At 37.0% G+C, this 12,833-nt stretch carries 14 protein-coding genes and 1 pseudogene; 2 read left to right on the top strand and 13 right to left on the bottom strand.

The annotated features are described in order from the left end of the window. Positions 1-40: 40 nt before the first annotated feature. Both ACPUVN_RS06275 and ACPUVN_RS06270 read right to left on the bottom strand, forming a co-directional pair. Positions 41-310 carry a hypothetical protein gene (locus tag ACPUVN_RS06275; protein ID WP_426357275.1) on the bottom strand — a complete coding sequence of 90 codons (270 nt, stop codon included), beginning with the start codon at positions 308-310 and terminating at the stop codon, positions 41-43. Between the two features lie 296 nt (positions 311-606). Beyond that, complete coding sequence (locus ACPUVN_RS06270) at positions 607-1,077, bottom strand: HAD family hydrolase (RefSeq protein ID WP_426370218.1); 471 nt, start codon at positions 1,075-1,077, stop codon at positions 607-609. Positions 1,078-1,359: 282 nt separating this feature from the next. On the opposite strand from ACPUVN_RS06270, the gene ACPUVN_RS06265 reads away from it, so the two are divergent. After that, a complete protein-coding gene (locus ACPUVN_RS06265; RefSeq protein ID WP_426370217.1) occupies positions 1,360-2,622 on the top strand; it encodes an IS110 family transposase in 1,263 nt (420 codons plus the stop codon). Between the two features lie 99 nt (positions 2,623-2,721). On the opposite strand, the gene ACPUVN_RS06260 is transcribed toward ACPUVN_RS06265, so the two are convergent. From ACPUVN_RS06260 to ACPUVN_RS06245, 4 genes and pseudogenes are all read right to left on the bottom strand, one after another. Continuing rightward, entirely contained in the window at positions 2,722-3,075 is a 354-nt protein-coding gene (locus tag ACPUVN_RS06260; protein ID WP_426370216.1) for a hypothetical protein, read from the bottom strand. A gap of 13 nt (positions 3,076-3,088) precedes the next feature. Then, positions 3,089-3,538: a hypothetical protein gene (locus tag ACPUVN_RS06255; RefSeq protein WP_426370215.1), complete on the bottom strand. Its 450-nt coding sequence runs from the start codon at positions 3,536-3,538 to the stop codon at positions 3,089-3,091. A 96-nt stretch (positions 3,539-3,634) separates the two neighbouring features. Next, positions 3,635-4,135, bottom strand: coding sequence for a hypothetical protein (locus ACPUVN_RS06250; protein ID WP_426370214.1), 501 nt, complete (start codon positions 4,133-4,135; stop codon positions 3,635-3,637). 350 nt (positions 4,136-4,485) lie between these two features. Further along, a pseudogene (locus ACPUVN_RS06245) lies at positions 4,486-6,066 on the bottom strand (transposase). Between the two features lie 720 nt (positions 6,067-6,786). Here ACPUVN_RS06245 and ACPUVN_RS06240 point away from each other — a divergent pair. Then, the gene (locus tag ACPUVN_RS06240; RefSeq protein ID WP_426358621.1) at positions 6,787-7,536 is read left to right on the top strand and encodes an IS5 family transposase; all 750 of its coding nucleotides are present in this window, start codon (positions 6,787-6,789) and stop codon (positions 7,534-7,536) included. A 222-nt stretch (positions 7,537-7,758) separates the two neighbouring features. Here ACPUVN_RS06240 and ACPUVN_RS06235 read toward each other — a convergent pair whose 3' ends face one another. The 7 genes from ACPUVN_RS06235 to ACPUVN_RS06205 form a co-directional block, all read right to left on the bottom strand. Then, positions 7,759-8,322 (bottom strand): sugar O-acetyltransferase, encoded by a 564-nt coding sequence (locus tag ACPUVN_RS06235; RefSeq protein ID WP_426357396.1) that lies wholly within the window; start codon positions 8,320-8,322, stop codon positions 7,759-7,761. 132 nt (positions 8,323-8,454) lie between these two features. Further along, positions 8,455-9,405: a hypothetical protein gene (locus tag ACPUVN_RS06230; protein ID WP_165729605.1), complete on the bottom strand. Its 951-nt coding sequence runs from the start codon at positions 9,403-9,405 to the stop codon at positions 8,455-8,457. A 411-nt stretch (positions 9,406-9,816) separates the two neighbouring features. Continuing rightward, the gene (locus tag ACPUVN_RS06225; RefSeq protein ID WP_426357875.1) at positions 9,817-10,389 is read right to left on the bottom strand and encodes an AAA family ATPase; all 573 of its coding nucleotides are present in this window, start codon (positions 10,387-10,389) and stop codon (positions 9,817-9,819) included. A 137-nt stretch (positions 10,390-10,526) separates the two neighbouring features. Continuing rightward, complete coding sequence (locus ACPUVN_RS06220) at positions 10,527-10,907, bottom strand: hypothetical protein (RefSeq protein WP_426370213.1); 381 nt, start codon at positions 10,905-10,907, stop codon at positions 10,527-10,529. A gap of 124 nt (positions 10,908-11,031) precedes the next feature. Next, the gene (locus tag ACPUVN_RS06215; protein ID WP_426370211.1) at positions 11,032-11,682 is read right to left on the bottom strand and encodes a hypothetical protein; all 651 of its coding nucleotides are present in this window, start codon (positions 11,680-11,682) and stop codon (positions 11,032-11,034) included. A 117-nt stretch (positions 11,683-11,799) separates the two neighbouring features. Next, a complete protein-coding gene (locus ACPUVN_RS06210) occupies positions 11,800-12,078 on the bottom strand; it encodes a hypothetical protein (protein ID WP_426359419.1) in 279 nt (92 codons plus the stop codon). Positions 12,079-12,508: 430 nt separating this feature from the next. Next, on the bottom strand, positions 12,509-12,817 hold the full coding sequence (locus ACPUVN_RS06205; protein ID WP_426370210.1) for a hypothetical protein: 309 nt from the start codon (positions 12,815-12,817) through the stop codon (positions 12,509-12,511). Between the last annotated feature and the right edge of the window lie 16 nt (positions 12,818-12,833).

The following is a 12,833-nucleotide window of genomic DNA, read 5'->3' as shown; positions in this document are numbered from 1 at the left end:
AAAGACCTGTTCAGGGAATCGGTTATAAAAAACCAAGTAACTACTTATTCTTATCTGCTCGATATTTAAAAACCAACACAATAATCACTATCTGCAAAATTGATGTAAACAATAAGCCAATAATAGATTGCAACTGACTATACTTTTCAGTGTATATATAAAGTGACACATTACCTATAGCGAAAGCACCCCAGGTAAAAGGTGACACACCTTCCGAGGTTTTAGATTTAATTAGATGTATCAACTGAATAATAGTCGCGGTAGGAAAAACAATTGCAGGTATGTAACCAAAAACTTCAATAAAACTCAAAAAATCACTCCAACCTATCAAGCGCCAATTTAGCTGGCAAAATTATAAATGAAGTAAAAATGGTTAAATTCAACTACTCCAATGCATGCAACAGATAAAGCTATGAAAACAAGGTAGGAGAATATACAGTAAAAATTAAAAAGTGGAATAGTTAAGTTGGAAATAGTGATTTAAAAGATCGAGGCTTAAATCATCTATAATAGTCGGTTTGTTTATTTTATGGCATGGGACGTTACTTTTAACGCTTACATAAGCAGAAATTTATAGCCAACTGTTATTCCCGCTGTTTTGCCTAGTTATAAGTACAATTGCGTAAGCTTTCTAATTACCTTTACTTTATCGGGCATCGACTCTATAGCTTTATCAGTAAACCAAAAAGATTGAATACCAGCAGACATTGCAGGTTTAATATCTTTATCGAAATTATCTCCTACCATAGCCACGTTTACAGAAGTTATTTGTAAACTTTTTAATATAGCATTTAAGAATTTAGGTGTACCTTTTGAAAAACCTACATTAGCTTTACAGAAGTAACCTGAGATAAATTGATTTAAACCTACGCGCTCAAAAGCTTTTTTAACTTCTAACTCAGTTGAATCAGCAGCACCTGTAGCAATATAGACTCGTGAATATTTAGATAAGGCTTCTAAAGTTTCTTTAGCTCCAGATACCGCTTCAACAACTTTCCAATCACACATTTTTCCTGTGACGCCGGGAAAGTCGATCATTAATGTATCGCCCCAATCAAAAAGATATACTTTTATCACCAAACCTCCATGTACTTTATCCTGCTTGAAAACTCTTATAGTTCGACCAAGCCACCTAATCTTATAAAGTAACTTACTATTAGATTAGGTGGAACATGCTCCTGTTGGTTACGAATATTGAATGACAAACATCCAATGTTTCTAACAAGACGTTCGAACCAACAGAGCAACTCGATTTCAAAACGCATACTCAGGGATCGCCGACCACGACTATCTATAAGACCTGCGAGAAACGAGATTTAAGCATATTCCACCTGTCACTTTACTAGCAGGAGATCAAAAATGAAAGTCTATAGCGTTGATAATTTCGCTGCGTTAATCGGTATCGATTGGGCAGATAAAAAACATGATATCTGTGAACATCCCAACCCATCAGAAAAATACTACTACAGCATTATTAAAAATAAACCTGAGGCGCTTCACGAATGGGCGATGAGTCTTAAACAGCGTTACCCGAACCAAAAAGTTGCTGTGGTTTGTGAGCTAAAAAAAGGGCCGCTCATTTATGCGTTAGCAAAATATGACCATCTTGTTTTGTTTACTATCAACCCTTCTACCGTTGCTAAATATAGAAAAGCCTTTACCCCAAGTGGGGCTAAAGATGACCCATCTGATGCACTGATACAAGTTGAAATTTTGACCTTGCATATGCAAAAGCTAAACGTTATTGAACCCGAATCAGCGGCGATGCGTTCACTCTCACAGTTAGTTGAATATCGACGAAGCTTGGTACAAGACAGTGTGAATTTATCGAATAAAATAACCGCCACATTAAAAAATTACTACCCACAAGCTCTTGAATGGTTTAAAGAAAAAGACACGTTCATCTTCTGTGACTTCATCAGTAAATGGCCTTGCCTTGCTCGCGTTAAGAGAGCAAAAAAACAAACACTCTTGGACTTTTTTAACAGTCACAACTCCCATTATGCTCATGTGAACGAGGCACGTATTTTAAGTATAAAAAATGCAATGTCATTAACGGATGACCTAGGTGTGATAGAGCCGAACCAACAATTAATCGAAGTACTCATTGCACAATTCAAAGTGTTACTCAAAGGCATTGAAACCCTAGATAAAGCAATAAAAAAAGCCTATAAAGCGCAAGGTGATAAAGTAATATTTGATAGTTTACCTGGCGCAGGGCCACAACTTGCCCCACGTTTATTGGTGGCCTTTGGTAATAACAGAAACCGTTATAATGACGCATCCGAACTACAAAAATACGCAGGTATCGCACCCGTGATTGAACGAAGCGGTAAGAAAATGTGGACGCATTGGCGGTACAGTTGCCCGACCTTTTTAAGACAAACCTTTGTAGAATGGGCGGGATTTTCTATACGTTATTCATTTTGGGCAAAGGCTTATTATGAGCAACAAAAAAGCAAAGGAAAACCACATAATAGCATCATAAGATCACTGGCTTTCAAGTGGATCAGCATCGTATTTAAGTGTTGGAAGACAAATACACCCTACGACGAATCAAAGTATTTAGAAGCCCTAAAACGAAGAGGTTCGCCACTGTTAAAATTTGCATTAAATGGTTAATTTAAACTTGTTGTCCACCTCAGGGCGTGTTGTTAGCTGCGATTGCACGTAAACTTTTAACAAATTATTTAATAATCCTTAGTATTGATTATATAACAGCTATGGTGCATACAAAAAATATCCAACCATCATTGGAATCATTGCTAACCATAAAGAGTGGAAAGATAAAAACGCTAACCACCAATCTTTTTTACGAGCAATACGTACCACGGCTTCACCATCAACATATGGGTGCTTTTTAATTTTAAATAAAATAAGCTGGTTGTACATCATGCCTCGGGCACCTATGCCTTTGTCTAATTCAAGTGGTTTAAACCCTTCGTCTTCCTTTACTAGCTCTCGTTCAATATACAGCACAGATATACGGTAAAATAATATATTAAAAATTGCTGAGATAAAAAAGATGGCAACAGCAACAATAGCAAACCACTGTTCAGATGTTGGTTCAATCATTATCTATCCTCAACTAAAAAGATGTCCAGCTTATGCTTTTACTAGTGTCATATGCATAACCAGCGGCCTTCTTACCACCCCAATCAGCCCCTTTAGCTGCAAAATATCCTGCGGTAATACCTGCTCCTATCACTAAAACCCAACCTACAGGCGTTGCCATTAATGCTACACCTAGACTAGAGGCTATGATACCACCGCCAACAAACGTACCAGCCGCAGCACCAAGTCCAAAGCCTGTTGTTTCCATAACCGCTCTACGCTGCCAGTCTCGCCCTGCTGCTTTATCAGCGCTTACTCCTTGTACTCTAAAACCGGCATCTAATATCAAGGCGCTTTTACCGACATAATTGGCTGCCTTAGCAAAAGTTAGTACTTTGCCAAATTGCGCACCATTAGTGATATTTAATGGCTGATAGGTTTTTACACCTTTAGCCATACCAATAGCACGTTCTGCACTTGTCATTATAGTGCCGCGTCTACCTGCTGAATGAGGGAAATACTTAGTTAATTCTGCTTGGAAGCTCTGATTAAGCGCTTTAACTGTGCTTTTTACTGTACTTTATAATCGCATTATTTCTGCTCGAGGTAACTTTGCTTTAAAGCCTTCATGCAACTTGTTTAAAGCCATATGATGTTTCATTACCGCTTTGCCAAAACTATCTAACCGGCTTTGCATTGCTGTTGCCGCCGCACCACCCAACCCTAACGATTCATTTTGAGCATAATTATTTAATATTGCCAATAATGGTTTTATTTTATCTTGATGTAAGCTTGCCATGGCAACTAACATATCACTACCAAATGACGCATTTATATCAGCAATAGTAAATTGTTCGCGTGGGGTTATTGTTTGTAAATTTTTTATTATGTTTGGTGTGGCATCTAAAGCTATTTTCCATGCAGGATCTTCATAGTTATCACGTAAAAGAAACGGAGTACCTTTATGAATAACAGTCTTAATATGAGGGTTGTCTTTTAAAAATAAGGTGTTTTCTTTTGTATTTTGAGAAGGTAATATTTTTGTGCAGTTACTTATACAGACTTCGGCTTTCGTGCTCATTTAATTCAGTTCCATTGGTAAAATGATGATTCGAAATGTTAACATATTTGATGTAAGTATAAATAGATGATTTCTTTATTTTTATTACCACCTCAGCAGTTATACCTCATAAAACGGGATAGATTGCTGAGTTCAATATTGAGTAGCTAACGAGCCTGTAGAATTACTCGTTTTTTATTTAATTTTTAATCAAAATACTCTAACTGGATTATTTTCTTTTAACAATCAAAAACGTTTACGTTTTTGGACGATTTTTATTTGTGCATCGTTAAAGGTTTATTAAGAGTGATGATGAAGTGGTTTATGTCGTTTTGAGGCTGGTTTTTCGTGTGATGTTGGGCTTTTAGGCCCTAATGCAGATTGTTTCTTAACTTTTCAATATTATGAACAAGGCAATACATTTGCCATTGGGTGTTCACTTTATCTTGCCCACGCAAGGTGAATTTATTCATGCCTTTATTAACCGTGATATTGCCAAACACCGGTTCGATTGCCCCTAATCTTTTACTGTACTGCCGTCGTCCAATGGGGCTGTCTATTTTTACCTTCATTCGGTCACTGTGACTGACATTTTGTACCAGTTTCGTTAAGAACTGGACTTGTCGGCCGGTTGATTTGGGCGGCTTTCGCATACATTGCTTTTGCAGTGGACAAAATCGGCAGTCTTTCAAATAGCCCGTGAATCGGACGTAGCTTTTACCTTGGCTGATGATACTTGTACTTTGCCGCCAAAGTGTTTTCCCCGCAGGACAAATGCAGCTATTGCTGGTTGGGTCAAAGTTAAAATCGTCTTGTGTAAAGCGTCGCGCCCTGCCTTTACTGCGTTTTAATCGCCGTTTTTCTTGCTCTGTATGGTAGGTCTCACTGGTTTTAAAGAGTGGATTTCGACTTCTAAATTGCGTATCAGCTATGTAGCTGTCTAACCCTGTTGTCGCCATATATTCCAGATTAGCTTCACTGTGAAAGCCACTATCTGCGGTGAACTTAGCGGTTTCAAATGCGTTTGGTGTACCAAGTTTACTTAATTGATTGTTGAGTTGTTCTATGGCGGGTTTTAATGTTTGTTGCTCGCCAACACTGCCCCAAGTTTGAGCTTGAAGAATGATTTGATGCTGACGTAAAGGGATTTACTAATGCCTTGATGCCATGGATGGCAATGAAAGGCGAGCATCGTTAATCGCAATGCCGTTGTAGCCTTGAATGGTACCTTTACTGGTGGTCATTTTAGCGCTGTCATTATCGGTAACATTACTTTTAACGGACTTGCCTGTACTACCGTGCTTTTCTTCGTTGGTCGCTAAGAAATCACTGATTTTTGTGGCGCTGTTATCAAGCTTCGCTTTTTGTTTTAAGTCATGGTTGATTTCATCTTCACTCAAACCATCTTGTGCTTGGTGCTTTGCCAGAATGCGCTGGCTAGCTTTGCGTAGCTTCTCTTCCTTGCGAGTTAACTCGTCAAATGTCCCACTATATTCTTTACTCGCATTGGATTTTATCTTGCAACCATCGATGGCAAACATGTGACGGCCAATGAGTCCTTCCTTATCACATATCATTAATACTTGAGTGAATAGCGGCTCAATTTGGTCTTTCATTCGCGTAACAAATGCGGCAATAGAGGTGTAGTGCGGCTGAACATCGCCCGATAAACTCATGAAAGTAATGTTGGTTTCACAGGCATTGGCAATGCGGCGACTGCTGATAAAACCACGAGAATAGCCAAATAGAATAATCTTTAACATCACTGATGGTGGATAGGCGGCTGCGCCGCCTTTATCGTTTTGATACCACGGTTCAAAGCCTGATAAATCAAGGTGATTTTCAACAATATGCGCAAGCGCATATTCAAACGTACCCGGGATAATTTGCTGTGAGAAATCGATGGGAATGAACTTACTTTGACAGGATAAATCGGGTTTGTAGTTAGCCATGTTAATTAACTTTAGCAGGATAATATCTATTAGATCACAGATAAGAACACCGCACAAGGTTAAAAAACATACAACCTAAAGGTAATAAAAGGAACGTGAAATAGTTCCTTTTTGGAGAAATTCTACAGCCTCAACGCCCCACTAAGAGGCGAAAAATAGTTGGCTAAAATAGCGACGAAGGAGAAAAAGCCAACTGTTTTTTGTCCTTTTAAGCAACTTGTTAGCAGTGAAAGATAAGCTTTGGCGGTTTACCGCTATAACTTTCTAATATTACAACTAACGATTTTAATACACTTTACTTAAAAATTTACACTGAGAAAACAACACAAAGCGATTAACGTTAAGTAAATTTTAATTAGGAAGAGGTAAATAGAAACGTGAAACCTTTTCACTAAAAACCAATCCCTGATTTATAAAAATTGAATAAGACTGCTAACGCCTCAAACAGAGGCTAGAAATTGTTGGCCAAAATGGCGAGGCACGAGCAACGGCCAACTGTTTTTAGTCCTGCTGCTTTGCCTTGTTAGCAGTGTAAGATAAGCTTTGGCGGTTTACCGCTATAACTTTTTAATTTCACAACTAACTTCTTTAAATACACTTTACTTAAAAAATAACACCAAGAAAACAACACTAGGGGGTGTTGATCTTTGTTTTAATTTTATACGTAAGCGGTAATCTCGTATAATTTACTTCGCCAAAAACAAACCTTACGAGATCACCATGCCCCGATTAATGCTCACTGATGAGTTGTGGTCGAAGCTAAAAGCTATTTTGCTTGAAGATAGAGTTTATAACAAGCTTGAACACAGACAAACGATGGAAGGAATTTTATATCGCTTGCGTGTCGGCTGCCCATGGCGTGACTTACCAGAGTGTTTTGGTTTATGGAATACCATTTATCGCAGGTTCCTTCTTTGGTCGAGAAAGGGAATATTGATGAGGTTATTCAAATCGTTATCCGCTAATAGTGATGTAGAGTGGGAGTTCATTGATGGTAGCTATATTAAAGCACACCAACACAGTACAGGTGCTGCATCTAAACAAGAGCAAGCGATAGCGTTAAGTCGAGGGGGTAATACGAGTAAAATTCACTTAGCTGTTGATAGTTATGGTTTGCCTATCGAATTTATTATTACAGGTGGTGATGTTCATGATAGTAAAGTGGCAAATGAGCTGATTGAATTATTACCTCAAGGTGATTTTGTTATCGCAGACAAAGGCTATGATAGTGAAGCTATAAGAAATAAAGTTCGAGAGCGCAACTCAATCCCTATAATACCGAGAAAGCAAAATTCAAAAACAGGTAATGGTGATATTGATTGGTGCTTGTATAAATATAGGCACTTAGTTGAAAATGCATTTGCAAGGCTAAAACATTTCCGTTCTATAGCTACAAGGTATGATAAATTGAAATTACAGTTCGAGAGTATGCTAGCACTGGCGTGCGCAATGATTTGGCTGTCAATGTGAAAGATCAACAGCCCCTAAGTGTTTAGTTTTAAATAAACTTTAATTAGGAAGAGGTAAATAGAAACATGAAACCTTTTCACTAAAAACCAACCCCTGATTTATACAAACTGAATAAGACTGCTAACGCCTCGCTAAGAGGCAAAAAATAGTTGGTTAAAATAAGCGACGCAGGAGAAAAAACCAACTGTTTTTTGTTCTTTTGAGCTACTTGTTATGAGTAAATTACACCGAGGTTACGACTTCTTTAATTACCTTTGCTGGATTACCAGCGATAACAATATTACTACCAAAGCTTTTTGTAACTACTGAACCTGATGCTACAACGACGTTATCGCCTAAAGTCACTCCTGGATTAATTGTAGCTTGTCCTCCAATCCAACAGTTATCACCAATAGTAATTGGTTTGGCAAGTTCTAACCCACTATTTCTCTCTACTGGATCCAAGGGGTGTGTTGCAGTATAAATTCCTACTTGAGGAGCAATCATACAATTATTCCCAATTCTAACTTCTGCAACATCCAAGATAACACAAGCAAAGTTAACGTAAAAATTTTCGCCAACGTGTATGTTAGAGCCATAATCACAGTGAAACATTGATTCAATATGTATATTTTTTCCTGTACTTCCAAATAGAGATTTTAATAATTTAGTTCTTACCTGTAAGTCTACAATAGAAGTTTGATTTAACTTTTCCGTCATTAAGCGAGCATTCAACCTCATCTGAACAAGTTCATCATCGCTAGGGTTATACAAATCTCCCGCTAACATTTTTGTTCTTTCTGACATTTGACGAAGCTCCTTAATACAATCTTTACTCATAACGCCTCACTAAGAGGCAAATAATAGTTGGCTAAAATAGACGACGAAGGAGTAAATAGCCAACTGTTATTTGTCCTTTTGAGTGACTTGTTATGTGCCTTATTTAACTCGATACCTGAATAATACAAGGTTATCTAAAACAAGATTGCTTGACCAAATAAATGAAGCACCAGAACCTGAGAACTGTTCTTGGAAATTCATATAAGCTTTCTTATTATTAACACCAATTTCATCTTCCGTAAATTCCACTGAATTTGGCCAAGATAAGTAACTTTCGTTTAATTTCCAATTTACTGGGATATCCCAATGTAACGAATAGGTCTCAATATACTTATCCGCACCATTGGTACTGCATTTTGTTGTTAAACGCTGATCTCCTATTTCTTTAGCACACTTCAGATCATAAACAGGAGAGGTATAAAAAGTTTGAGCTGACCATTTAGAATTGGTTTTCGTACCATCTGAGAAGCTTGCAATAAAGCCACCGTCTCCAGGGTGAAAACGTTTACCACGGTTATCTTCACTACCCAAGCCTGAATTTTCTTCCCAATCAACAACTTTGATTGCTATATCATATGGCTTTTTAACTTTAAATTTCACGATATTGGAATTAAAAGGAGTAAAAGGTATAGGATCCACGGCTATTAACTTACCGTTTATAAATAATTCAAAGTAATTATCTGCAAATATGTACCCTGTAATAACTTCCCCATCTTTATCTACTTCTATGATAGGTACGGACGACAAGTTAACCTCAGATAAAGATTTTGGGGTTACCTTCGAGCATTCATTATAAAGGTCTGTGGCAAAATTCTTTTGTTCATATTGAACCTTTGCAGGAACAAGATATTCAATATTATCATATTTTTTAATGCCGACTGGAGACGGACGTGAACGTCCGTTTTTACAGGTAAATAACGTTGAAACGTTGACTTCAGCCTCACCTTTAATTACATGAGCAGTCCCAGCATAATCACTAGAACTAGCTGATGACGAAAAACTTAACATAGTAAATAACGATAGTACCGAAAATTTAATTTTAATATTCATAAATATTCCCATATATAGAAGAGCCAAAGCATAGGCACATAACGCCTCGTTAAGAGGCAAAAAATTGTTGGCTAAAATAGCGAGGCACGAGCAACGGCCAGCTGTTTTTAGTCCTTTGCAATGCCTTGTTAGCCGTGGAAGATAAACGTTTGCGGTTTACCGCTATAACTATTTAATAAGACAACGCATTAATTAAAATACACTTTACTTAAAAATTAACACTAAGAAAAGAACACTGAATGTTTAGTTTTAAATAAACTTTAATTAGGAAGAGGTAAATAGAAACGTGAAACCTTTTCACTAAAAACCAATCCCTGATTTATACAAACTGAATAAGACTGCTAACGCCCAAATAACAGGCTAAAAATTGTTGGCCAAAATCAGCGAGGCACGAGCAGCGGCCAACTGTTTTTAGTCCTTGTTGATTTGCTTGTTAGTTTGCTTTTGTAACCATTTACTAATTACATCGACTGTTTGTTTAATTGAAGCCGTTTTATTAATGATTAAATCACAATTAACCCTAACTTGATTAACTGTTGATATGTAAACATCCCTCATATGATCATCATATTTATCCAAAAAATTAGAGACTGAATTTACAGGATCTATATTTGATTGATTGGTATGCCTTTTTATAATGCGACTTAGGCATAATTCCAAGGGTTGATCTAATAAAATAACATAATCAATTAAAGTAGATATAGATTTGCGCTCTTTGCCAAATGGCTCTTCAACAAAAATATAACGATTTTTATCTAATACAACTAACTTATCTAAAGCATTTACAAGTTTGGGTGTCTTAATAACTGAAACGTTAGCTCCATCCTTAAGCCAAGTACTCATACTTTTAGGATAAGTATCGTTACTAGTATGATCGTCAAAAAGCAAAAATGGACAACTCAGCTTTTCAGCCAAGAGCTTAACTATTGTAGTTTTACCAGAGCCTGAAGCACCACTAACTGCGATTACCTTTGTATAATTCATACTAACCTAGTGAGTTAAAACTCGATAGCAAACTAACGCCCCAATAAGAGGCAAAAAATAGTTTGCTAAAATGTTTGAGGCACGAAAAACAGCAAACTGTTTTTTGTCCTGCTTGATTGGCTTGTTAGGTGCAAAATTTAATATTGCCCTTTTAGCCACCTTTTTGCTGTAAGCTTCTCTAGTTTTCTTCTGTATTTTTTAGGTGAAAACTCTTCTACATTTCCCTTCATAACATCAAAGATATCTTCTGTTATTATTGCTCCAATTGCATGAATGGCTTCATGTCGATTCAGTCCTTGCCTTGTAAGTTTTGCAATGGTCTCAGGTATTAAATCAACTTCCATAGCTAATTGATTCTCAACTATCACATGGATTGATGCATGAAGTTGCAAACCATCTTCGGTTAATTCAAGATCTAACCCTGAATGGAAATCATGAACCAAATCAATTCGTGTATATTCGTCTAATGCTAACCAGTTTTCGGAGTCTACTGGTTTATTGGGATTATATGTATCCATTGTTGCCTCGAATGCATGAGTTGACTTTGCACCTAACGCTTTGCTAAGCGGCAATAAAATTGTTGGCTAAAATAGCGAGGAACGAGCAAAAGCCAACTGTTTTTTTGTCCGTTTAAGCAACTTGTTAGTTTTCATCTTTCTCTATAGGAAATGATGCTTTGCCTGACTGAACAAATTTAGCTATTTTTTTCACTCTACGATAGTGAGCCATTAAAAGCTTAGAGCTTTCTTCTATATCTTTTGTATGCTCATCTAATTTTGTCATACTTTGAAATCCAAGTCCTTTAGCCAATTCATTTGATAATTTTTGAGCTTCTAAAACTTGTGACTTATCAAGCTTAAGTGAACTTATTTTTAACTTTCTACGCTTGTCTGATAAATCGGCGAAAATAGCATAGAGCTTTTTATATGTTTGAGCGACTGCAATAGGCGCACCTAGGTAAATAGCCAAGACTTTAGCAAATTGTGTCGCTACATCAACATTTAAAGCAAGATCTAACCAGCCGGGAGATGCATAGTGTATTGACTTAATTTGGGGTAAATCTTCTTTGGCAATATGACTCTTAAATACATCATAAATATTCACATAACTTAGGCCATGCCTAAGTTCAAAATCATTGAGTACACGCTCAAAATGTTCTTCTGCAACAGGAATTGCATTTGATTCAAGGCAATATAAAAATGAATAGTTTTGAAAGTATATTCGAGAGAAATGCATTAAATCTTCAAGAGACCACTTACCGTCTAATAGGATTTTATATACTTGATTGTTCACCGAAACTCCTTGTGAAAACTAACGCCTTAATAAGCGGAAAATAATGGTTGGCTATAATCGCGAAGCGATGGCCAACTGTTATTTTTCCGTTTGATTATCTTGTTATATACACAAAGATTACCGTTCGTCTTCTTTGCTTCTTTGGTCTCTTTTAGCATCCAAATATGCCTGACGCGATTGTGAATCACAATATTTAGCATTGGATTGCCGATCTTTCATGCTGACACTTGCAGATGAATAGTTTTCTTGACACCAACCAACACTACGTTGTTCGGGGTGGAATTCTTTAAGCAAAGGTTTTTCTGCTGAAGATGTGTTTGCTGATTCAGTAGAGCTAGAACAGCCTACCATACCCATTGTAAAAATGATTATGACACCTAAATTTAATTTTCTCACGATACTCTCCTTGTGTATATAACGCCTCAAACAGAGGCTAAAAATTGTTGGCCAAAATGGCGAGGCACGAGCAACGGCCAGCTGTTTTTAGTCCTGCTGCTTTGCCTTGTTAGCAGTGTAAGATAAGCTTTGGCGGTTTACCGCTATAACTTTTTAATATTACAACTAACGCTATTTAATACACTTTACTCAAAAATTAACACCGAGAAAACAACACAAAGCAATTAACGATAAGTAAATTTTAATTAGGAAGAGGTAAAGTGAAACGTAAAACCTTTTTACTAAAAACCAATCCCTGATTTATACAAACTGAATAAAGACTGCTAACGCCTCACTAAGAGGCAAAAAATAGTTGGTTAAAATAAGCGACGCAGGAGCAAAAGCCAACTGTTTTTTGTCCTTTTGAGTGACTTGTTATATTTGTATTGCGCTATTCTTCTAGTTTTTCTATTTCCCAAGGTTGATTTACATCTTCTCGATATGCGTCAAACCCTAAAGGCAAAGTAGCTAGTTCAGTAATTTCTGGAAACTTTTGAACGAAACAGCCCATACAGATAACCATACCATCCTCGGGATCATCGGTAGTGTTACACATAAACTGCCATTCACCATCATCGTAGTGAAGTACCTGAACAATAGGTTTACTGCGGTCATAAACAAATTTGGTTGTGACTGCACAAGTGTTTATATCGCAATCAAAAGGCCAGTCTTCATCTGAAAAAGTGTGATTATGTGCCATGCTTCCCTACAAATAT

Origin of the sequence: Pseudocolwellia antarctica (assembly GCF_049933045.1) — a bacterium.
Lineage (GTDB): Bacteria > Pseudomonadota > Gammaproteobacteria > Enterobacterales > Alteromonadaceae > Pseudocolwellia.
This window is presented reverse-complemented; position numbering and strand designations above follow the sequence as displayed.

Bases quoted from the DNA above. Each gene is read 5' to 3' on its own strand.
- ACPUVN_RS06265 (WP_426370217.1), top strand. From the start codon at position 1,360: ATGAAAGTCTATAGCGTTGATAATTTCGCTGCGTTAATCGGTATCGAT.
- ACPUVN_RS06235 (WP_426357396.1), bottom strand. From the start codon at position 8,322: ATGTCAGAAAGAACAAAAATGTTAGCGGGAGATTTGTATAACCCTAGC.
- ACPUVN_RS06240 (WP_426358621.1), top strand. From the start codon at position 6,787: ATGCCCCGATTAATGCTCACTGATGAGTTGTGGTCGAAGCTAAAAGCT.
- ACPUVN_RS06230 (WP_165729605.1), bottom strand. From the start codon at position 9,405: ATGAATATTAAAATTAAATTTTCGGTACTATCGTTATTTACTATGTTA.
- ACPUVN_RS06250 (WP_426370214.1), bottom strand. From the start codon at position 4,135: ATGAGCACGAAAGCCGAAGTCTGTATAAGTAACTGCACAAAAATATTA.
- ACPUVN_RS06225 (WP_426357875.1), bottom strand. From the start codon at position 10,389: ATGAATTATACAAAGGTAATCGCAGTTAGTGGTGCTTCAGGCTCTGGT.
- ACPUVN_RS06255 (WP_426370215.1), bottom strand. From the start codon at position 3,538: ATGACAAGTGCAGAACGTGCTATTGGTATGGCTAAAGGTGTAAAAACC.
- ACPUVN_RS06260 (WP_426370216.1), bottom strand. From the start codon at position 3,075: ATGATTGAACCAACATCTGAACAGTGGTTTGCTATTGTTGCTGTTGCC.
- ACPUVN_RS06220 (WP_426370213.1), bottom strand. From the start codon at position 10,907: ATGGATACATATAATCCCAATAAACCAGTAGACTCCGAAAACTGGTTA.
- ACPUVN_RS06205 (WP_426370210.1), bottom strand. From the start codon at position 12,817: ATGGCACATAATCACACTTTTTCAGATGAAGACTGGCCTTTTGATTGC.